Raw genomic sequence first — 18,723 nt, 5'->3', positions numbered from 1 at the left:
CGGGCCATTTTCCCTGCCCGGGGACGACGGTGGGGGCTCAGCCCGCCTGCTCTTCCAGGAACGGCAGCAAGTGGGCAAGGAAGGCTTCTGGTGCCTCCTCCATGATGAAGTGCCCGCAGTCCGGCACGATGGCGCCCCGCAGGTTACTGGCCCGGCCCTGCAGGGTCAGCAGCGGTGCATCGTTGGTGGCATGCTCGGCGCCGATGGCCAGCACCGGCATGTCGAGCATGCGTTCGGCGCGCTGCTGGTTCTGGCGCACGGTCTCGGGAATCGCCCGGTAGTAGGCGAAGCCCGCACGCAGTCCGCCAGGGGCGGCATAGGCCTGGATGTACTCCTCGGTGGCCACCGCTTCGCGGCGATGGGACCACTTGTCGAAGATGTAGTTGAGGTAGACCCGCTCGCGGCCGGCAATCAGCGCTTCCGGCAAATCGCGCAACTGGTTGAACATGAAGTGCCAGAGAAAGATGTTCTGCCCCGGCTCGACGAAGATCGGCGGCGCCTCGGCCAGCCCCGGGATCACCGCCTCGGTCAGCGCCAGGCGCTCCACGGCCTCGGGCCGGTCGCTGGCCAGGGCGTAGGCGACCCACATGCCTACGTCATGGCCGACCACGCTGTAGCGTTCGAACCCCAGCTGCTCCATCACTCGGTGCAGCACACCGGCCACGGCGCCGGTATCGTAGCCATGCTCCGGGCGATCGGATTGCCCGGTGCCCGGCGGGTCCACGGCGATGGCCTGGAAACCCCTGGCGGCCAGGGCCTGGATCACCTCGCGCCAGGCGTACCAGGTCTGCGGCCAGCCAGGAATCAGCAGCACCGGCCGGCCATTGCCGGCACTGACGCAATGGATCCGCTGGCCGTCGATGCGCACGTAGCGATGGGCCAGGCCGTTGGCATCGACCTGGGTGTTGTCGGTAAAGGCATTCATCAATAGTGATCTCCGTGGGAAAGGTTCAGGCGATGCCGAGCATGGCGTTGATCTGTTGGCGGTCGATGCGGGCACCGGCGAAGTCGTCGAAGATCCGTTCGGTGACGCGGATCATGTGGCGGTTGATGAACTCCACGCCTTCCCGGGCGCCGTCCTCCTGATCCTTGAGGCAGCACTCCCACTCCAGGGTCGCCCAGCCGCCGTAGTCGTATTGCGCCAGCTTGGAAAAGATCCCCTTGAAATCCACCTGGCCGTCGCCGAGCGAACGGAACCGTCCGGCCCGCTCGACCCAGGAGCTGTAGCCGCCATAGATGCCCTGGCGCCCGCTGGGATTGAACTCGGCATCCTTGACGTGAAACATGCGGATGCGCTCGTGGTAGATGTCCAGGTACGCCAGGTAGTCCAGTTGCTGCAGCACGAAGTGGCTGGGATCGAAAAGGATGTGGCAGCGCGGATGCCGATCCACCAGGTCGAAGAAGCGTTCGAAACTGGTGCCGTCGTGCAGGTCCTCGCTGGGATGGATCTCATAGCAAAGGTTGACCCCCTGCTCGTCGCAGGCATCGAGGATCGGCCGCCAGCGCCGCGCCAGTTCGGCGAACGCGGTCTCGATCAGGCCGTCGGGGCGCTGGGGAAAGGGAAACAGGTAGGGCCAGGCCAGCGAGCCGGAGAAAGTGCCCATGTCAGCAAGCCCCAGGCGCCGGGAAGCCCGCGCCGCCAGTTGCATGCGTTCCATGGCCCAGTCGGTGCGCGCCTTGGGATTGCCGCGCAGGGCCTCGGGGGCGAAGTTGTCGCACATCGCGTCGTAGGCCGGGTGTACCGCCACCAGCTGGCCGAAGATGTGGGTGGTCAGCTCGCTGATCACCAGGCCGTGCTCGGCCAGTTGACCCTTGACCTCATCGCAGTAGTCCTGGCTGTGCGCCGCCGTGGCGACATCGAACAGCCGCTCATCCCAAGCCGGGACCTGCAACGCCTTGAAGCCCAGGTCGGCGGCCCAGCGGCCGATGCCCGGCAGGTCGTCGAATGGCGCGGTATCGGCGCTGAACTGCGCCAGGTGCAGGCTGGGACCCTTGAGGGTTTTCATCGAACGCTCCTATTATTTGTCGATTGACAAAGAATAGGAACAAGCCGCTGCCAACGTCAACTGTTCAATCGCCGCAAAGGCCCTGGCGCAGGCCTTCTCAGCCATTGGAAAAAACGCCAGAGCCCAGGTGAATCAAAGTCTCCAGCACCATCGACGGAGCCTGATCGACGGCTGAAAAAAAGCCCGCGAACAGGGTCGCGGGCCGCTTTGGCGCAGTGGCGCGAGGTCATTCGCTCGGACGGCGATAGACCTCGCGACCGGCGAAATAGGTGCTCAATACCTGGGTGCCGGCCAACTGCTCATCGGGGACCTGGAACACATCGCGATCGAGCACTATCAGGTCGGCCTGCTTGCCCGGGACCAGGCTGCCGATCTGCTGTTCCAGGCCGATGGCGCGGGCGGCATTACGGGTGTAGGCGTAGAACATGGCCTGGCGGTCGATACCCTCGTTCTTGTTCAACACCCCCTTGGGGCCCTTGCGACTGACCGCCTGGGCGATAGCCTTCCATGGCTCGGGCGTGCTCACCGGCCAATCGCTGGCACCGGCGATGGTGGCGCCGTTCTTGAACAACGAGCGCGCCGGGTACATGAACTGAAACTGCATGGCCGTGATGTAGGGCTTGAGCAGGTCGATGCTCAGCTCATCGGCGGAGGCCCAATACAGCTGCATCGAAGCGATCACGTTCAGCGGCTTGAAGCGCGCGAATTCCTTGGGATTGACCATTTGCAAGTGGGTGATCGAGTGCACCACGCCGCTATGGCGCTGGCGCCGGGCTTGCTCGATGCCGTTGAGCGACTCACGCACCGCGCGATCGCCGATGGCGTGCACATGCACCAGCCAGCCACGGGCGTCGGCGGCGCTGACCAGCTCGCCGAAATGCGCCGGGTCGATCAGCAGCTCGCCGCCCTTTTGCGAGTTCTTGTAGGGCGTCAGCAAGGACGCGGTCTGGGCCGGGAACTCGGCGACGCCATCGGCGAAGATCTTGATCCCCGGCAAGCTCAGGTTGGGCACATCGAGAAACTGCCGGCGCACCTGGTCCAGCACCGCAAGATCCGCTGGCCGGCTCTTGGGATTGGCCACCATCAGCGCAGCGACCCGCAGCTCCAGTTCGCCTTGCTCGGCCAGCGCCTTGTACACCGGCAAGACGCCCACGGTCTGGGCCGTGGGATGCATGGCGAACAGCGCGTCACTGGGTACCGCGTTGGCCGCCGGATCCATCAGTGCGGTGATGCCCAGGCTGTGGTTCAGGTCCCTGGCGGCACGCCCGGCCTCGAGCATCTGTTCGAAACTCGGCGCCGGTACCTGGGAGGTCAGGGCCGAGAGCCCGGCATCGGCAACGAAGCCATTGGGCGTGCCATCGGGATGGTGACCGATGGTCGCCACCGCCTCGCCCGTCAGCGCCTTGACCCGCTGGGCGTCGATGCCGGCGCGCTTGAGCATGGCGCGGTTGGCCCAGCCGGTGTGGTAGTCCCAGCCGACGAACAGGATCGGTGTATCCGCCCACTCGCCCTGGTTGAAGCGTTGTTCCAGCGCATCCACCTGGCTCCAGTAGGTGGAAGGAAAACCGCTGACGCTCAGGGTATCGCCATGGCGCGCCTTGCCGTCGTCGCGCCAGCCGCGCAGGCGCCGCTCCAGTTCATCCAGCGGCAACTGCTGGCTTTCCAGGTCCGCGGCCTTGAGCTTGAGACCGCCGAAGATCGCGTGGCTGTGACTGTCGATGAAGCCGGGCATCAGCACCTTGCCCTGCAAGTCGACCACCTGGGTGCCGGCCGCCTTGAGCGCCAGCACCTGGGCGTCGCTACCGACCCTGACGATCCGCCCCTGCTCCACCGCCAGCGCCTGCTGCAGGGGCCGGCCCTGCTCGGCGGTAAACACCTTGCCGTTGTAGAGCAGCAGGTCCACCGCCGCCAGGCTCGGCAGCGATATGCAAGCCAGCGCCGAGGCCAGCGTGATCTTCAGAGCGTTTTTCATTGTCGTTGACACCCCTTGGTCAGAATGGCCACGAGACTAGCCAAGCCCGGGGGGATTTAAGAATACTGCGCCGAGCAACTCATTCTTTCCAAAGAGGCAAGACCCATGGACCAACTGGGCGCCATCAGCATGTTCGTCGCCACCGCCGACCAGGGCAGCTTCACCCGCGCCGCCGCCTGCCTGGGCAAGACCACCTCGGCCCTGACCAAGGCGGTGACGCACCTGGAGACTCAACTGGGCACGCGGCTGTTCGAACGCTCCACGCGCCGCATCGCCCTGACCGAGGCCGGGCATCTCTACCTGGCCAGTGCTCGCCAGGTGCTGTTCCAACTGCAACAGGCCCAGGAACACATCGACCAGCTGCAACAGCAAATGTGTGGCACCTTGCGCCTGGTGGCACCGCCCTCCTTTGCCCCGGCCTTTCTCAACGCGGTGTGCTACCGCTTTCTCGAGCTCTACCCGCAGATGCGCCTGGAAGTGGAGCTGACCGACGAGTTCGTCGACCTGCTCGCTGGCGGCTACGACCTGGCGGTGCGCGACGGCCCGGTGGACCTGCCGGACCTGATCGCCCGGCCACTGACCGCCAACCGCATCCTGCTCTGTGCCAGCCCGCGCTACCTGCAACGCAAGCCGCTGGCGGTGACCCCGCAGACCTTCCACGAACACGACTGGCTGATCTTCCGCCACCCGGCGCTGAACCCGCACTTCTGGCGCTTCAGCCTCGGGGGCCAGCAGCATCGAGTGGCCCAGCCCGTGCCACGGCTGGCTAGCGACAACTACGATTTCCTGTTCGGCGCGCTGCTGGCCGGCCTGGGCCTGCAACTGTGCCCGCAGTGGAGCGCGGCGCCCTACCTGCAACGCGGCGAACTGGTGCAACTGCTACCGGAGGCGGTGCTCGATCCGGAGCAGTTCGGCCCGCGGATCCACGCGATCTACCCGGTGCACCGGCGGCAAACGCGCAAGCACCAGGCGTTCATCGAATGCCTGAAAGAGTACCTGGACCAGCAGCACTTGCACTGATCCGCGCTGCCGTCAGCCGCCTTGCTGCAGCACCGGGATCAACCGCGCCGGCTTGACCGACTTGAACGAGAAACTGGAGTAGATCTCCTTGACCGCCGGCAGGGTCTGCAGCACTTCGCGGGCGAACTCGCCGAAGGACTCCAGGTCCCTGGCCAGCACTTCGAGGAGAAAGTCATAACGCCCGGAGACGTTGTGGCAGGCGATGATCTCGGGGATGTCCAGCAGCCGTTGCTCGAAGGCCCGGGCGGTCTCGCGGGAGTGGGATTCCATCATCACGCTGACGAACGCGGTGACGCCATAACCCAGGGCCTTGGGCGAGAGGATCGCCTGGTAGCCGGTGATCACCCCGCTCTCTTCCAGGAGCTTGACCCGGCGCCAGCAGGGCGAGGTGGTGAGCGCGACACTGTCGGCCAGTTCGGCGGTGGTCAGCCGTGCGTTGTCTTGCAGAGCGACCAGCAGGGCTTTGTCGGTACGATCCAGTCCAGCGGGCATATTTTGCCTCTTTATATTGTTTTTATGGTTTTTTATTCCAATCTAGCGCTTTTACAGGGGCAAGATTAGAAAATACTGCGCCGGATTTGAGCATAGCATTAGAGCAAATCAGGAGCGTCCACCATGAACAATAAAAACAGTGACCTTGGTTTTTCCACCCGCGCCATCCATCACGGCTACGACCCCCAGCAGCACCAGGGTGCGTTGATCCCGCCGATCTACCTGACATCCACCTTCACCTTCGCCACCGCCGAATACGGCGCCGGCTGCTTTGCCGGCGAAGAGCCCGGCTATTTCTACACCCGTATCGGCAACCCGACCCTGGCCCTGCTGGAGTCACGCATGGCCGACCTGGAGCACGGCGAGGCCGCGGTGGCCTTCGGCTCCGGCATGGGGGCCATCGCCGCCACCCTCTGGACCTTGCTGCGTCCGGGGGACGAGATCCTGGTCAACCGTACCCTCTACGGCTGCACCTTCGCCCTGCTGCACCACGGCCTCGGTGAATTCGGGGTCAAGGTGCGCCATGTGGACATGGCCGAGCCAGGCCAGTTGCAAGCCGCCATCAGCCCCGACACGCGGGTGATCTACTTCGAATCGCCAGCCAACCCCAATATGCAATTGGTCGATATTGCCGCCGTGGCCGCGATCGCCCACCAGCACCGCGACCTCACCCTGGTGGTGGACAACACCTACTGCACGCCCTACCTGCAGCGCCCCCTGGAACTGGGTGCCGACCTGGTGCTGCATTCGGCCACCAAGTACCTGAGCGGCCACGGCGACATCACCGCCGGCGTAGTCGTCACCCGCCAGGAACTGGCGCAGAAGATCCGCCTGCAGGGCCTGAAGGACCTGACCGGTGCCGTGCTGTCGCCCCAGGATGCCTTCCTGCTGATGCGTGGGCTCAAGACCCTGGCCCTGCGCATGGACCGCCACTGCGCCAACGCCCTGGCCGTGGCTCGCTACCTGGAGGCGCATCCGCTGGTGCAATGGGTGGCTTACCCCGGCCTGCCGTCCTTCGCCCAGTACGCCCTGGCCCGGCAACAGATGAAATTGCCCGGCGGCATGATCGCCTTCGAACTCAAGGGTGGCCTGGCCACCGGCACCCGTTTCATGAATGCCCTGCAACTGTTCAGCCGGGCGGTGAGCCTGGGGGATGCCGAGTCCCTGGCCCAGCACCCGGCGAGCATGACCCATTCCACCTACAGCCCCGAGGAGCGCGCCGAGCACGGCATCGCCGAAGGCCTGGTACGCCTGTCGGTGGGCCTCGAGGACATCGACGACCTGCTGGCCGACCTCGACCAGGCCCTGCAAGCCTGCGCCGCCACCGCGCCGCTGCTGGCCTTCGGCAAGGCGCTGCCCTGAACCGGACCAGCTGCAAACTACCACCCGGATGGCCGCCGAGCCGGCCATCCATGCAGCACCCGCAACACCCTTAGAACCGTTACCCACAGGAGTGGAACCAACAATGAGTCGTATCAATAACAAAGCCACCCAACTGCTCAGCGCCATGATCCTCGCCGGTCTCGCCTGCCATTCCCTGGCCGCCGACACCATCCGGATCGGTATCGCCGGGGCCAAGACCGGCCCGGTAGCGCAATACGGCGACATGCAGTTCAGCGGCGCGCGCATGGCCATCGAGCAGATCAACGCCAAGGGCGGCGTCGACGGCAAGAAGCTCGAAGCCGTTGAATACGACGACGCCTGCGATCCCAAGCAAGCGGTGGCCGTGGCCAACAAGGTGGTCAACGACGGCGTCAAGTACGTGGTCGGCCACCTGTGCTCCAGTTCCACCCAACCGGCCTCGGACATCTACGAGGACGAAGGCATCGTGATGATCACCCCGGCCGCCACCAGCCCCGAGCTGACCTCCCGTGGCTACAAGATGGTGTTCCGCACCATCGGCCTGGACAACGCCCAGGGCCCGGCGGCGGCGCGCTACATCGCCAAGCTCAAGCCCACCAACGTCGCCGTGCTCCACGACAAGCAGCAGTACGGTGAAGGCATCGCCAGCTCGGTCAAGGACATCCTTGGCAAGGAAGGTATCAAGGTGGCGATGTTCGAAGGCATCAACGTCGGCGAGCGCGACTACTCCTCGCTGCTGACCAAGCTCAAGCAGGCCAATGTCGACTTCGTGTACTTCGGCGGCTACCACCCGGAAATGGGCCTGCTGCTGCGCCAGGCCAAGGAAAAGGGCCTGACCGCGCGCTTCATGGGGCCTGAGGGCGTGGGCAACGACTCCATCTCGCAGATCGCCAAGGATGCCTCCGAAGGCATGTTGGTGACCCTGCCCAAGTCCTTCGACCAGGACCCGGCGAACAAGGAGCTGGTGGCAGCCTTCGAAGCCAAGAAGGAAAACCCCAGCGGCCCATTCGTGCTGCCATCCTACTCGGCAGTGCAGGTGATTGCCGGCGCCATCGCCGCAGCCAAGAGCGAAGATCCGGAGAAGGTCGCCGAGGCGATCCACGCCGGTACCTTCAAGACCCCGACCGGGGACCTGAGCTTCGATGAAAAAGGCGACCTCAAGGACTTCAAGTTCGTGGTCTACGAGTGGCACTACGGCAAGCCCAAGACGGTTGCCGGGGAGAGCGCCGGCCTCTGACCGGCACTGCGAGGTGCCCCGCGCACCTCGCTGCAACCAATGGTGCCGGCCGCACAGGCCGGCACCGTCCATGCTAGGCCCCGGGCAACTGCCCCATCGCCAGTTCCTGCGCGGTGCGCTCCATCGCCCGACGGGTCTTGTCCACCAGCTCGTCGATATCCGCCCGAGTCGCCACCAGGGCCGGGGCCATGATCATCCGGCCCAGGGTCGAACGAATGATCACCCCCTCCTCGAAACCCAGGGTGCGACAGCGCCAGGCGATATCGTTCTCGTTGGCGAAGCGCTGGCGGCTGGCCTTGTCCTTGGCCAATTGCAAGGCGGCCACCAGGCCGGTGCCCTGGATCTCGCCAATCAGCGGATGGTTGCCGAACACCTCCCGCAGGCACTGCTGCAAGTACGGGCCGGTATCGTCGCGGACCCGGTCCACCACGCCCTCGTCGCGCAGGGCCTTGAGGTTGGCGATGGCCACGGCCGCCGCCACCGGGTGCCCGGAATAGGTCAGGCCGTGGGCGAACACGCCACCCTCCTCCACCAGCACCTGGGCGATGCGCTTGCCCAGCACCAGGCCACCCATGGGCACGTAGCCACTGGTCAGGCCCTTGGCGATGGACAGGGTATCGGGCTCGAAACCGAAGTGCTGGTGGGCGAACCACTGGCCGGTGCGCCCGAACCCGCCGATCACCTCGTCGGCGCACAGCAGCACGTCGTACTGGCGGCAGATGCGCTGGATCTCTGGCCAGTAGCTTTGCGGCGGGAAGATCATGCCCCCTGCGCCCTGGAAGGGTTCGGCGATGAACCCGGCGACGTTCTCGGCCCCAAGTTCAAGAATCTTTTCCTCCAACTGCCGGGCGCAACGCAGGCCGAACTCGGCCGGGCTCAAGTTGCCCTCATGGGCGAACCAGTAGGGTTCGTCGATATGCGCGACATCCGGAATCAGCCCGCCCATTTCATGCATGAACTTCATGCCGCCCAGTGCCGTGGCCGCGAGCGTCGAGCCGTGATAGCCGTTCCAGCGGCCGATCATCACCTTCTTCTGCGGCTGGCCGAGGATCTGCCAGTAGCGGCGCACAGTACGGATCAGCACCTCATTGGCCTCGGAACCGGAGTTGGTGTAGATGGCGTGGCTGTAGTGCCCCGGCAACAGGCTGAACAACAGCTCGGACAACTCCACCACCGCCGGGTGGGTGGTGTGGAAGAACATGTTGTAGTACGGCAGCTGTTCGAGCTGGGCCGTGGCCGCGGCGGCCAGGTCCTTGCGCCCATAACCGAGGTTGGTGCACCACAGGCCGGACATGCCATCCAGGTAGCGCTTGCCGTCGTTGTCCCAGAGCTGCAGGCCCTGGCCACGCACGATCACTCGTGGGCCCTCGGCGTTGAGGGCCTTCTGGTCGAGGAAGGCGTGGATATGGTGCGCTGCGTCCAGATCCTGGTAGTCCCGGGTGCTGCGTTGCGGCTGGGGATTGGAAGCACTCATGGTCGTTCTCCTGCACTGTAGGTGGATTGCTCGGAAGGATTTGTCGGGGCGGCCGGCACCAGGGGTTCGGGGACGAACAGCGGCTTGTGCATCACCAGCTTGACCCAGAGCACGGCGATCAACGAGATGATCCCCAGCACCACCCCGGCGCTGCCGAAGATCCGCGCAGTCATCTCCGGCGCCGGCGAAGCGTGGTAGATCGCGAACAGCATGCCGCCGATACCCACCACCTGGGGCCAGGGATAGAACGGCGAGCGGAACGGCCGGGGCGCGTCCGGATAGCGCCGGCGCAGGGCGATCACGTCGATGTGCACGATGATGTAGGCCAAGAGCCACGCCAGGGCCGCGGCCAGTAACAGCAGGCTGACCGAATCCGGGTCCTGGCCCAGCAACAGGATCGGCAGGCCGGTGATGGCGGCGATGAACAGCACCGCTACCCAGGGCGTGCGGGTACCCGTGCTCAGGCGCTTGAACTGGGGAAAGGCCTGGCCGTTCTGGGCCATGCCGTAGAGCATGCGGGGCAGCGCCGCCAGTGACGAGTTGACCGTGCTGCAGGTGGCGGTGAGCACCGCGCCCACCAGGAACGCCTTGCCGGTCTCGCCGAACACCGTGGTGGCGAACAGGAAATGCGGCAGCGGATCGCTCGCCAGCTGGTCCCGGGGGATGCACAGCAAGGCGCCCAGGCAATACAGGGTGATCACCAGGAAGATCAGGCTCAGGCCGATGATCATCGAGCGCGGGATATTGCGCTCCGCACGCTTGGTCTCCTCCACCAGCGGGCAGACGAACTCGGCGCCGACGAAACCCCAGATGGCCATTGCCGCCAGGGCCAGGGCCCCGAAGTGCAGCGGGTTCCAGCCCTGGTCCAGGGGCAGTTGCAGGTCGGCCTGGGGACTGCCGATGGCCCCCAGGCCCAGGGTCAGCAAGATCACCACCATCACCACCGCCAACACCGTCTGCAGCTTGGCGAACACGTCGATGCCCAGCAGGTTGAGAGCGGTGAAGGTGCCCAGCACGCCATAGGCCACCACCATGGGCGGCAGCGCGCCGGGGTAGACCTTGCCGATGATCAGGTCCAGGAGCAGCAGTTCGGCGGACAGGGCGAACATCGCCACCACCATGTAGCCGGAGAAGGTCGCGAGGATCGCCGGGAAGTGCCCGATGGCCACCTCGGTGTAGCTGCTCAGGCTACCGGCCCGGGGCACCAGCAGCGCCAGTTCGGAAAACGACAAGGCATAGGTCAGGGCCAGCAGGTAGGCCAGCAGCAGCGGGATGAAGAACCCCATGCCGGCCATGCCTGCGCCTTGCAGCATCATCACCATCACTCCCTGGGACACCACCAGGCCCACGGCCACCGAGATCAGCGAGCCCAGGCCCAGGACCCGGCGCAAACCACCCTTGGCGGCGGAACCCGTGGCCCCGTCCAAGACATTCGTCGTCATGCCACATACTCCGTTCTTATTGTTGTGAGCCTGCCGCCAGGGCGGCAGGCGCGACGGCACCCGCACGGCGCCGCAAGGCATCGAGCAGGATTCAGCGCAGCTGGAACCAGGTGGTCTTGAGCTGGGTGTATTTATCGAAGGCGTGCAGCGACAGGTCGCGGCCGAAACCCGACTGCCGGGCCCCGCCAAAGGGCACGGTGACGTCCAGGGCATCCACGGTGTTCACCGACACGGTGCCGACCCGCAGCTGCCGGGCCACGCGATGGGCCCGGTTGAGGTCGTCGGTCCACAGCGAGGCCGCCAGGCCGTAGACGCTGTCGTTGGCCAGGGCGATGGCCTGTTCCTCGCTGTCGAATGCGCTCACCGCCAGCACTGGGCCGAACACCTCTTCGCGGGCGATGCTCATCTGCGGCTGGACACCGGTGAAGATGGTCGGCTCGATGTAGTTGTCGCTGTCATCGATCCGCAGGCGCCGGCCACCACAGGCCAACTGCGCGCCCTGTTCCCGGGCCCGCTCGATATGGGCCATGACACTGGCAGCCTGGCGTGCATCGACCATGGCCCCGGCGCGGCTGGCCGGGTCCAGGGGATTGCCGGGGCGCCAGTCCCGGGCCTTGGCCAGCAGGCGCTCGACGAATTCATCGTGGATGCTGCGCTGCACCAGCAGTCGCGAGTTGGCCGAGCACACCTCGCCCTGGTTGTAGAAGATGCCGAACGCGGCCTTCTCGGCGGCCAGGTCCAGGTCCTGGCAATCGGCGAACACCAGGTTCGGGCTCTTGCCGCCACACTCCAGCCAGACCTGCTTGAGGTTGGACTGGGCCGAATACTGCATGAAGTACTTGCCCACCTCGGTGGACCCGGTGAATACCAGGCAGTCCACATCCGGGTGCAAGCCCAGGGCGCGCCCGGCCTCGGGCCCCAGGCCCGGTACCACGTTGAGCACGCCTTCGGGCAGGCCGGCCTCCAGGGCCAGCTCGGCCAGGCGCAGGGCCGAGAACGGCGATTGCTCGGCGGGCTTGAGCACCACCGAGTTGCCGGCCGCCAGGGCCGGTGCCAACTTCCAGGCGGCCATGTCCAGGGGATAGTTCCAGGGCACCACCGCAGCGACCACCCCCAGTGGCTCGCGGCGGATGCTGACATGGCTGTCGGCCGCGCCGGGGGCTACCTGGTCGTAGAGTTTGTCGATGCTCTCGGCGTACCAGGCGAAGACGTTGGCGGCGCCAGGCACATCGACATTCCAGGCTTCCATCACCGGCTTGCCCATGTTCAGCGAATCCAGCAAGGCCAGCTCCTCGCGGTGCTCGAGCAGCAACTGGGCCAGGCGCAGCAGTACCCGCTTGCGCTGTCCGGGGGCCATGCGCGCCCAGGGCCCCTGTTCATAAGCCTGGCGGGCGCTGGCCACTGCCAGCTCGACATCGTCGGCATTGCAGGCACTGACCTGGGCCAGCACCTGGCCGGTGGCGGGATTGATGGCGTCGAAGGTCGCGCCTGACCGCGCCGGCTGGCGGCGTCCGCCGATCAGCGCCTGGTCTATGAATGTCTGTTGGGCAGCCCGTTGCTGCCAGTAACGAAGATCGAACACGCTGCATGCCCTCGTCGGCCGTTGCGACGGCCTGGTTGTTATAGGAGTTCAAGGCGATGGTGCGTCACTGGGGAGCGGAGGAAAAATACTAAAAATATGCTCCAGTCCCATGAAAAAGCTCTGTAGCAAGATAAGCCTCGACAGCCCGTCGCAGAGCCCTCGCGAACCGCAGCCCGGGCTGGCGCGCGGGGCTGTGCCAGGGTCGGCGGACGAGATCGATTCAGGCCGGTTGCGCCAGCCAGTCCGCCAGGCGCAGCAGCAGCGCATCGCAGGCCGCGAGCTGCTCCAGGCTGATGAACTCATCCGGCTTGTGTCCCTGGCCCATGCTGCCCGGCCCACACACCACCGTGGGGATGCCGGCCTCATGGAACAAGCCGCCCTCGGTGCCGAAGGCCACGGTGCCAAACTCCCGGGAACCAGTGAGCAGCGCCAGCAGTTCGGCAGCCTCGCTGTCGGGCGCGGTGGCCAGCCCCGGATAGGCACTCAAGGGCTGCAGGTCGATGGCGGTATCGGCGTGCACGGCGCGCATCCCGGGCAGCAACTGCTGCTGGGCATAGGCTTGCAACTCGTCCACCACCTGCCGGGGGTCGAAGCCCGGCAGGGTGCGCACCTCGAAATCGAACTGGCAATCCTGCGGCACGATGTTCAGTGCCCGGCCACCAGCGATGATGCCGGTCTGCAGCGTGGTGAAAGGCGGATCGAACCGTGGGTCATGGTGCTGCGGCTGCGCCATGCGGGTGCCGATCTCCCCGAGCTTGCCGATCAACCGCGCCGCGTACTCGATGGCGTTGACCCCCTGGGGCGCATAGGCCGAATGACAAGCGGCGCCCCGCACCTGGCAGCGCATGGCCAGCTTGCCCTTGTGCCCCAGCACTGGCCGCAGCTCGGTGGGCTCGCCAATCAGGCACAGCTTTGGCCGGTGCGCTCGGGCCTGCAAGCGGGCGAGCATCGGCCTTACGCCGAGGCAACCCACCTCCTCGTCATAAGAGAACGCCAGGTGCACGGGTAGCCGCAACGGCCGCCGGAGCAAGACCGGTACCGCCGCCAGCACCGCGGCGATGAACCCCTTCATGTCTGCCGTGCCACGCCCGTACAGGCGCCCTTCATGCTCGCTCAGCACGAAGGGCTCCACCGTCCAGGCCTGGCCATCCACCGGGACCACGTCGGTGTGGCCGGAGAGCACGATGCCGCCACGGTCGTCGGGACCGATGCTGGCGAACAGGTTGGCCTTGGTGCGCTCGGGGTTGTAGATCAGCTCGCTGTCGACCCCGAGGCCCGCCAGGTAATCGCGGATGAAGGCGATCAGCTCCAGGTTGGAATCACGACTGACCGTGGCGAAGCCCACCAACCTTGCCAGCAGTTCACGGCTCGACGGCTCATTCATTACCCGGCACTCCATAGGTGGGGGCCGCCGTGGGGTCCAGGGCCCGGGTCAGGTAGTCCTGCATCTGCGGGCGATAGGCTTGCCACAGGTCATTGAGCTGGCCGATGGGGTTCTCTTCGGCCCAGTCCACCCGCAGGTCGACCACGGGCCAGGTCAGGTCGTCCACCACCATCAGCGCCGCCGAATGCACCGGCCCGGCCTCGCCGCCGGCGCGCATCGCGGCGTGCATCGCCGCCAGCAAGCGTTCGGCGAGCATCCCCGGGGTGCCCTCGAAGGCTTGGACCATGGCCTCGATGACCTCGGTCCCGGCCAACAGGTTGCCGGCCGCCACGCACTGCTCGCCAGCCACGGCGTTGTGGGTGCCCAGGGCCTGCTGGCCGCTGAACAGCGCGGTGCGCCCCTGGTCGTCGATTACCGTGACCTGGCGGTATTGGCTCCAGCCATTGCGCCCCAGGGCCTGTTGCAGCGCCTGCTGCGGTTCCAGCTTGTGGCTCTCCAGCAGGTCGAGGATCTGCGGGCCCAGGGCCGGCAGGGTGACGTTCTGGGTGGCTACCGCCCCGACCCCGGCCCGGACCCAGGGACAGCGTGCGCCCACGGCGATGCTCGAGGAACTGATGGCAATGCCCAGCTGGCCGGTTTCGGCGCAACGCCCAACGATGGAAAAAGTCATGGTAACTCCTTGGCCCCAAAAGGCCCCTGGGACGCGCCGAGCGGCGCCGCCAAACACCACAGCACGGCACTCACTCGGGAATCACCGCGATCACGTCGATCTCCATCAGCCACTGGGGCTGGCCCAGGGCCGCGACCACCAGGCCGGTGGAGATCGGGAACACGCCCTTGAGCCACTTGCCCACCTCCTGGTAGACCGGCTCGCGATAGCGCGGATCGGTGAGGTAGGTGGTGGTCTTGACGATATGGGCCAGCTCGCTGCCGGCCTCTTCCAGCAGTTGCTTGACGTTCTTCATCGCCTGTTCGGCCTGGGCTCGTGGATCGCCGAGCCCCACCAGGTTGCCGGCGAAATCGGTGCCCACCTGGCCCCGGACATACACCGTGTTGCCGGCGCGCACCGCCTGGCAGAGGTCGTTGTCCAGGGTCTGGTTGGGATAGGTGTCCTTGGTGTTGAACATGCGGATACGGGTATGGACTGGCATCAACGGGCTCCCACGGAACTGAAGGCATGGACGCTGGACCCGGCCGGCTCGCTGCCGTAGGCCTGGTACTTGCGCTGGGTGGCGATGTGATCGGCGATGTGCCTGGCGTCGTGCCAGACACCCCAGATGAACGACGAACCGCGCCGCGACAGCCACGGCAGGCCGAGGAAGTAGATCCCCGGCTCGCGGGACACGCCGCGCTGGTGCAAGGGCTTGCCCTGTTCGCTGAAGGTGTCGACCTGCAACCAGGAAAAATCCACGGCATAACCGGTGGCCCAGATGATCGAGGTGATGCCCGCGGCCCGCAGGTCCAGCTCGAGGATCGGCCGCGTCACGCACCCTGGGTCCGGCAGGCGTCGCCGGGCTTCGGGTTCGGCCGGCAGGTCGAGGCCGTTGCGGGCGATGTAGGCGTCGGCGGCATCCAGCAGGGCCAGGTAGTTCTCGTCGCCCCGGGCCAGGTTGTCCACCAGGTCGGCCTGGAAGCTCACCCGGTCGCCGTCGAAGGCCTTGGTCAACCCCACCAGGGTGATGCCCTGGTGGGCCAGGGCGCGGAAGTCGATGGTCTGGCCGCCACGGGCACCACTGACGGCGATAGTCACGTGCTCGCGGCCGGGCTTGGCGATCTCGGCGTCCCACTCTCCCAGGACCCCGAGCCACCAGCAGAAATCACGGCCACGGTAGGCGCGTGGCGGCCGGTCGTGAGCGCCCACCGACAGGTACACCTGGCGGCCGGCACGTTGCAGCTCATCGGCGATCTGCACCCCGGACGATCCGGCGCCCACCACCAGCACCGCGCCTGCCGGCAGTCGTTGCGGGTTACGGTAGTCGGCGGAGTGGATCTGCAGGAGCCGGGTATCGGCAGGAGCGATGGGCGGGATCACCGGGCGCTGGAACGGCCCGGTGGCCGCTACCACCCGATTGGCCTGGATCGGCCCCATGGACGTCTCGACCGTGAAGCCGGGACGACCGACGTTGCGCTGCACCTGGCGCACTTCGACACCGGTGCGGATCGGCGCGTCGACCTGGCGGGCATAGGCTTCGAAGTAGTCCGCCACCTGGTCCTTGGTGGCGAAGGCGTCGGGGCCCAGGTCGAATTCCAGCCCCGGGAAACGGTCGTGCCAGGCCGGGCCGTTGGCCACCAGCGAATCCCAGCGGCCACTGCGCCAGGCCTCGGCGATGCGCTTGCGCTCCAGCACCAGGTGCGGCACGCCCAGCTTGCCCAGGTGCTCGCTCATGGCCACGCCGGCCTGGCCCGCACCCACCACCAGGGTATCCACGTGTATTTGTTCAACGCTCATGTCTGTGTCCTTCTGCGAGACGGCAGGCGCCGGCGGAAGGCTCGGCGCCTTGTTTCAGAACCCGGGTTGTCAAGTCGGATGCGCAGATGGTGCGACAGGCGTTGGCGCAGGAAAATTACTAAATATGTGCTCGCTGCAGAGCAAAAAACGAGGCAGGTCCCTGGGGACTCGAGACCCGCCAGCGCGGCGCGGTATCAGTTGTCCGGGCCGCGAGCCCGGGATGTGCGCGGCACCATCGCCAGGGCCACGGCGGCCACCAGTTGCGCCTGGGTATAAGGTTTGACCAGGCGTGGCAACCCGACTACCTCATCCCCCAGGTGCCGGGCGTAGCCGGTGGCCAGCACGATCGGCAACTGTGGGCGCAGTTGTCGAACCGCCGCCACCAATTGCGCACCATCCATGCGCGGCATGGCCATGTCGGTAATCATCAGGTCGATGCCCGGGTACTGCGCGAAGGTCTCCAGGGCCTCGGCCCCGGAAGCGGCGCGGATCACCCGATGGCCCAGGTCCTCGAGCAACAACGTGGTGCTGTCGAGCACCAAGGCATCATCATCCACCAGCAGTACGCACAAGGACCTGACCACCGGCCCCGATTCCCCTGTCGGTTGCCGGGACGCGCGGGCCTCGCTGCGGGTGGCCAAGGGTAGCCAGAGCTCGGCGGTGGTGCCCTGCCCCTTGCAGCTCTTGAGCATCAGCCGGCCACCCAGTTGCTCGGCCAGGCCATGGACCATGGACAATCCAAGCCCGGTGCCCTTGCCCAGGCCCTTGGTGGTAAAGAACGGATCCGTAGCGCAAGCCAGGGTCTGTTCATCCATGCCTTCGCCGCTATCGATCACTGCCAGGCAGACGCAGGGTGGCTGGCGCAGGTCGACGGCGCCAGGCATCCGGGCCTGGATCAGGATCGCGCCACCGGCGGGCATCGCATCACGGGCATTGGCCACCAGGTTGAGCAGCGCCAACTCCAACTGGTTGACATCGACCTGCACTGCGGGCAGGTCCTGGGGTACGTCCAGCTGGATCGTGACCTGCGGTCCCACGGAGCTGCGCAACAGACCATCGAGCCCGTGGACCAGCGGGTACAGGTCGACGGCCTCGGTCTTGAGTTCCTGCCGGCGGGCAAAGGCCAGCATGCGTTGGGTCAGCGTGACGCCGCGCTCGGTGCCCAGCAGCGCGTTGTCCACCAGGCGCGACAGCCTGGGATCTTCGCCGATGCGCTTGCGCAGCAACTCGAGGTTGCCGCGGATCACCGTCAGCAGGTTGTTGAAGTCATGGGCGATACCGCCGCTGAGCTGGCCGATGGCTTGCAGCTTCTGGGACTGGAACAGCGCCTCGCGCGCCGCTTCCAACTCCTTCTGGGCCGCGACCACCTCGCTGATATCGCGGGTGATCTTGGCGAAACCCAGCAGCTCGCCATTGTCGGCGCGGATCGGATCGACCACCACATGGGCCAGGAACTGCGTACCGTCCTTGCGCATGCGCCAGCCCTGCTTCTCGAAGCGCCCTTGGCGCACGGCGATCTCCAGGGTATTGCGCGGTTCGCCGGCGGCCCGGTCCTGGAGCGTATAGAACAGTGAGAAATGCTTGCCGATGATGTCTTCGGGCGCATAGCCCTTGATGCGCTGGGCGCCCGGGTTCCAGCTGCTGACCCGGCCCTCGGGGTCGAGCATGTAGATCGCGTAGTCGGTCACGCTCTGCACAAGCAGGCGAAATTGCTGCTCGCTCTGCTTCAGAGTCTGTTCGGCACGCCGCTGCTCGGTCATGTCGCGGGTGATCTTGGCAAACCCCAGCAAGAACCCCTGGGGATCACGGATCGGATCGATCACCACATGACACCAGAACCGCGTACCGTCCTTGCGCAGTCGCCAGCCTTCGCCTTCGAAGCGGCCCTGGTCGGCGGCCACCGCCAGCGCCCGGTCGGGCAATCCGGCCTGGCGATCCTCAGGGGTGTAGAAGCAGGAGAAATGCGCGCCGAGGATCTCCGCTTCCTGGTAACCCTTGAAACGCCTGGCACCGCTGTTCCAACTGACGACCCGGCCGTGGGGGTCGAGCATGTAGATCGCATAGTCCACCACGGCGTCGACCAGCAGGCGGAACCGATCGTCGCTCAGGGGGTTGCAAGGCGCAGGCTGATCACTCATGACGGCTTCCGTTATCGATATCGTAGGAACAGGAGCAAGACCGGCAGCCATGCCGCTGGCAACTCGCACAGCCGGGGGCGCGGGCCTGCCCACGGTCCCCTCATCGCATGCATTGGCCGATGACGCAAGAGCACAAGCGGCCATCCGGCGAAAATCCATTTCCGT

General features: G+C 66.1%; 15 protein-coding genes. 3 read left to right on the top strand and 12 right to left on the bottom strand.

The window, feature by feature from the left end:
* Positions 1–37: 37 nt before the first annotated feature.
* The 3 genes from CAG11_RS22500 to CAG11_RS22490 all read right to left on the bottom strand — a co-directional run bounded on the left by CAG11_RS22500 (position 38) and on the right by CAG11_RS22490 (position 3,978).
* Positions 38–925, bottom strand: coding sequence for an alpha/beta fold hydrolase (locus tag CAG11_RS22500; protein ID WP_085598004.1), 888 nt, complete (start codon positions 923–925; stop codon positions 38–40).
* A gap of 25 nt (positions 926–950) precedes the next feature.
* Positions 951–2,006, bottom strand: a complete 1,056-nt coding sequence (locus CAG11_RS22495) for a sugar phosphate isomerase/epimerase (RefSeq protein ID WP_085598003.1) — start codon at positions 2,004–2,006, stop codon at positions 951–953.
* 226 nt (positions 2,007–2,232) lie between these two features.
* Positions 2,233–3,978, bottom strand: a complete 1,746-nt coding sequence (locus CAG11_RS22490) for an amidohydrolase (protein WP_085598002.1) — start codon at positions 3,976–3,978, stop codon at positions 2,233–2,235.
* A gap of 105 nt (positions 3,979–4,083) precedes the next feature.
* Between CAG11_RS22490 and CAG11_RS22485 the strand changes: the two genes are divergently transcribed.
* Entirely contained in the window at positions 4,084–4,998 is a 915-nt protein-coding gene (locus CAG11_RS22485; protein WP_085598001.1) for a LysR family transcriptional regulator, read from the top strand.
* Positions 4,999–5,010: 12 nt separating this feature from the next.
* Here CAG11_RS22485 and CAG11_RS22480 read toward each other — a convergent pair whose 3' ends face one another.
* Positions 5,011–5,490 (bottom strand): Lrp/AsnC family transcriptional regulator, encoded by a 480-nt coding sequence (locus CAG11_RS22480; protein WP_085598000.1) that lies wholly within the window; start codon positions 5,488–5,490, stop codon positions 5,011–5,013.
* 123 nt (positions 5,491–5,613) lie between these two features.
* Between CAG11_RS22480 and CAG11_RS22475 the strand changes: the two genes are divergently transcribed.
* Positions 5,614–6,852 (top strand): methionine gamma-lyase, encoded by a 1,239-nt coding sequence (locus CAG11_RS22475; protein ID WP_085597999.1) that lies wholly within the window; start codon positions 5,614–5,616, stop codon positions 6,850–6,852.
* A gap of 103 nt (positions 6,853–6,955) precedes the next feature.
* Positions 6,956–8,089: a branched-chain amino acid ABC transporter substrate-binding protein gene (locus CAG11_RS22470; RefSeq protein WP_085597998.1), complete on the top strand. Its 1,134-nt coding sequence runs from the start codon at positions 6,956–6,958 to the stop codon at positions 8,087–8,089.
* A 73-nt stretch (positions 8,090–8,162) separates the two neighbouring features.
* Here CAG11_RS22470 and CAG11_RS22465 read toward each other — a convergent pair whose 3' ends face one another.
* The 8 genes from CAG11_RS22465 to CAG11_RS22430 all read right to left on the bottom strand — a co-directional run bounded on the left by CAG11_RS22465 (position 8,163) and on the right by CAG11_RS22430 (position 18,558).
* Positions 8,163–9,563 (bottom strand): aspartate aminotransferase family protein, encoded by a 1,401-nt coding sequence (locus CAG11_RS22465; protein ID WP_085597997.1) that lies wholly within the window; start codon positions 9,561–9,563, stop codon positions 8,163–8,165.
* Positions 9,560–11,005, bottom strand: coding sequence for an APC family permease (locus CAG11_RS22460; protein ID WP_085597996.1), 1,446 nt, complete (start codon positions 11,003–11,005; stop codon positions 9,560–9,562). The genes CAG11_RS22465 and CAG11_RS22460 overlap by 4 nt, the downstream gene beginning before the upstream one ends.
* A gap of 91 nt (positions 11,006–11,096) precedes the next feature.
* Complete coding sequence (locus CAG11_RS22455) at positions 11,097–12,587, bottom strand: aldehyde dehydrogenase (protein ID WP_085597995.1); 1,491 nt, start codon at positions 12,585–12,587, stop codon at positions 11,097–11,099.
* A gap of 220 nt (positions 12,588–12,807) precedes the next feature.
* On the bottom strand, positions 12,808–13,971 hold the full coding sequence (argE, locus tag CAG11_RS22450) for an acetylornithine deacetylase (protein ID WP_085597994.1): 1,164 nt from the start codon (positions 13,969–13,971) through the stop codon (positions 12,808–12,810).
* Entirely contained in the window at positions 13,964–14,641 is a 678-nt protein-coding gene (locus CAG11_RS22445) for a DUF1028 domain-containing protein (RefSeq protein ID WP_085597993.1), read from the bottom strand. The genes argE and CAG11_RS22445 overlap by 8 nt, the downstream gene beginning before the upstream one ends.
* Positions 14,642–14,711: 70 nt before the next feature.
* The gene (locus CAG11_RS22440) at positions 14,712–15,122 is read right to left on the bottom strand and encodes a RidA family protein (protein WP_022639313.1); all 411 of its coding nucleotides are present in this window, start codon (positions 15,120–15,122) and stop codon (positions 14,712–14,714) included.
* A complete protein-coding gene (locus CAG11_RS22435; protein ID WP_085597992.1) occupies positions 15,122–16,420 on the bottom strand; it encodes an NAD(P)/FAD-dependent oxidoreductase in 1,299 nt (432 codons plus the stop codon). Before CAG11_RS22435 ends, CAG11_RS22440 begins: the two co-directional genes overlap by 1 nt.
* 194 nt (positions 16,421–16,614) lie before the next feature.
* Positions 16,615–18,558, bottom strand: a complete 1,944-nt coding sequence (locus CAG11_RS22430) for a PAS domain-containing sensor histidine kinase (protein ID WP_085597991.1) — start codon at positions 18,556–18,558, stop codon at positions 16,615–16,617.
* Between the last annotated feature and the right edge of the window lie 165 nt (positions 18,559–18,723).

The sequence above is a fragment of the Pseudomonas sp. B6(2017) genome, from assembly GCF_002112765.1.
Classification (GTDB): Bacteria; Pseudomonadota; Gammaproteobacteria; order Pseudomonadales; family Pseudomonadaceae; genus Aquipseudomonas; species Aquipseudomonas piscis.
The sequence above is the reverse complement of the archived record's forward strand: the minus strand, read 5'-3'. Positions and strand labels throughout refer to the sequence as shown.

Bases quoted from the DNA above. Each gene is read 5' to 3' on its own strand.
- CAG11_RS22465 (WP_085597997.1), bottom strand. From the start codon at position 9,563: ATGAGTGCTTCCAATCCCCAGCCGCAACGCAGCACCCGGGACTACCAG.
- CAG11_RS22480 (WP_085598000.1), bottom strand. From the start codon at position 5,490: ATGCCCGCTGGACTGGATCGTACCGACAAAGCCCTGCTGGTCGCTCTG.
- CAG11_RS22435 (WP_085597992.1), bottom strand. From the start codon at position 16,420: ATGAGCGTTGAACAAATACACGTGGATACCCTGGTGGTGGGTGCGGGC.
- CAG11_RS22490 (WP_085598002.1), bottom strand. From the start codon at position 3,978: ATGAAAAACGCTCTGAAGATCACGCTGGCCTCGGCGCTGGCTTGCATA.
- CAG11_RS22500 (WP_085598004.1), bottom strand. From the start codon at position 925: ATGAATGCCTTTACCGACAACACCCAGGTCGATGCCAACGGCCTGGCC.
- CAG11_RS22475 (WP_085597999.1), top strand. From the start codon at position 5,614: ATGAACAATAAAAACAGTGACCTTGGTTTTTCCACCCGCGCCATCCAT.
- CAG11_RS22440 (WP_022639313.1), bottom strand. From the start codon at position 15,122: ATGCCAGTCCATACCCGTATCCGCATGTTCAACACCAAGGACACCTAT.
- CAG11_RS22495 (WP_085598003.1), bottom strand. From the start codon at position 2,006: ATGAAAACCCTCAAGGGTCCCAGCCTGCACCTGGCGCAGTTCAGCGCC.
- CAG11_RS22470 (WP_085597998.1), top strand. From the start codon at position 6,956: ATGAGTCGTATCAATAACAAAGCCACCCAACTGCTCAGCGCCATGATC.
- CAG11_RS22445 (WP_085597993.1), bottom strand. From the start codon at position 14,641: ATGACTTTTTCCATCGTTGGGCGTTGCGCCGAAACCGGCCAGCTGGGC.
- CAG11_RS22485 (WP_085598001.1), top strand. From the start codon at position 4,084: ATGGACCAACTGGGCGCCATCAGCATGTTCGTCGCCACCGCCGACCAG.
- argE (WP_085597994.1), bottom strand. From the start codon at position 13,971: ATGAATGAGCCGTCGAGCCGTGAACTGCTGGCAAGGTTGGTGGGCTTC.
- CAG11_RS22460 (WP_085597996.1), bottom strand. From the start codon at position 11,005: ATGACGACGAATGTCTTGGACGGGGCCACGGGTTCCGCCGCCAAGGGT.
- CAG11_RS22430 (WP_085597991.1), bottom strand. From the start codon at position 18,558: ATGAGTGATCAGCCTGCGCCTTGCAACCCCCTGAGCGACGATCGGTTC.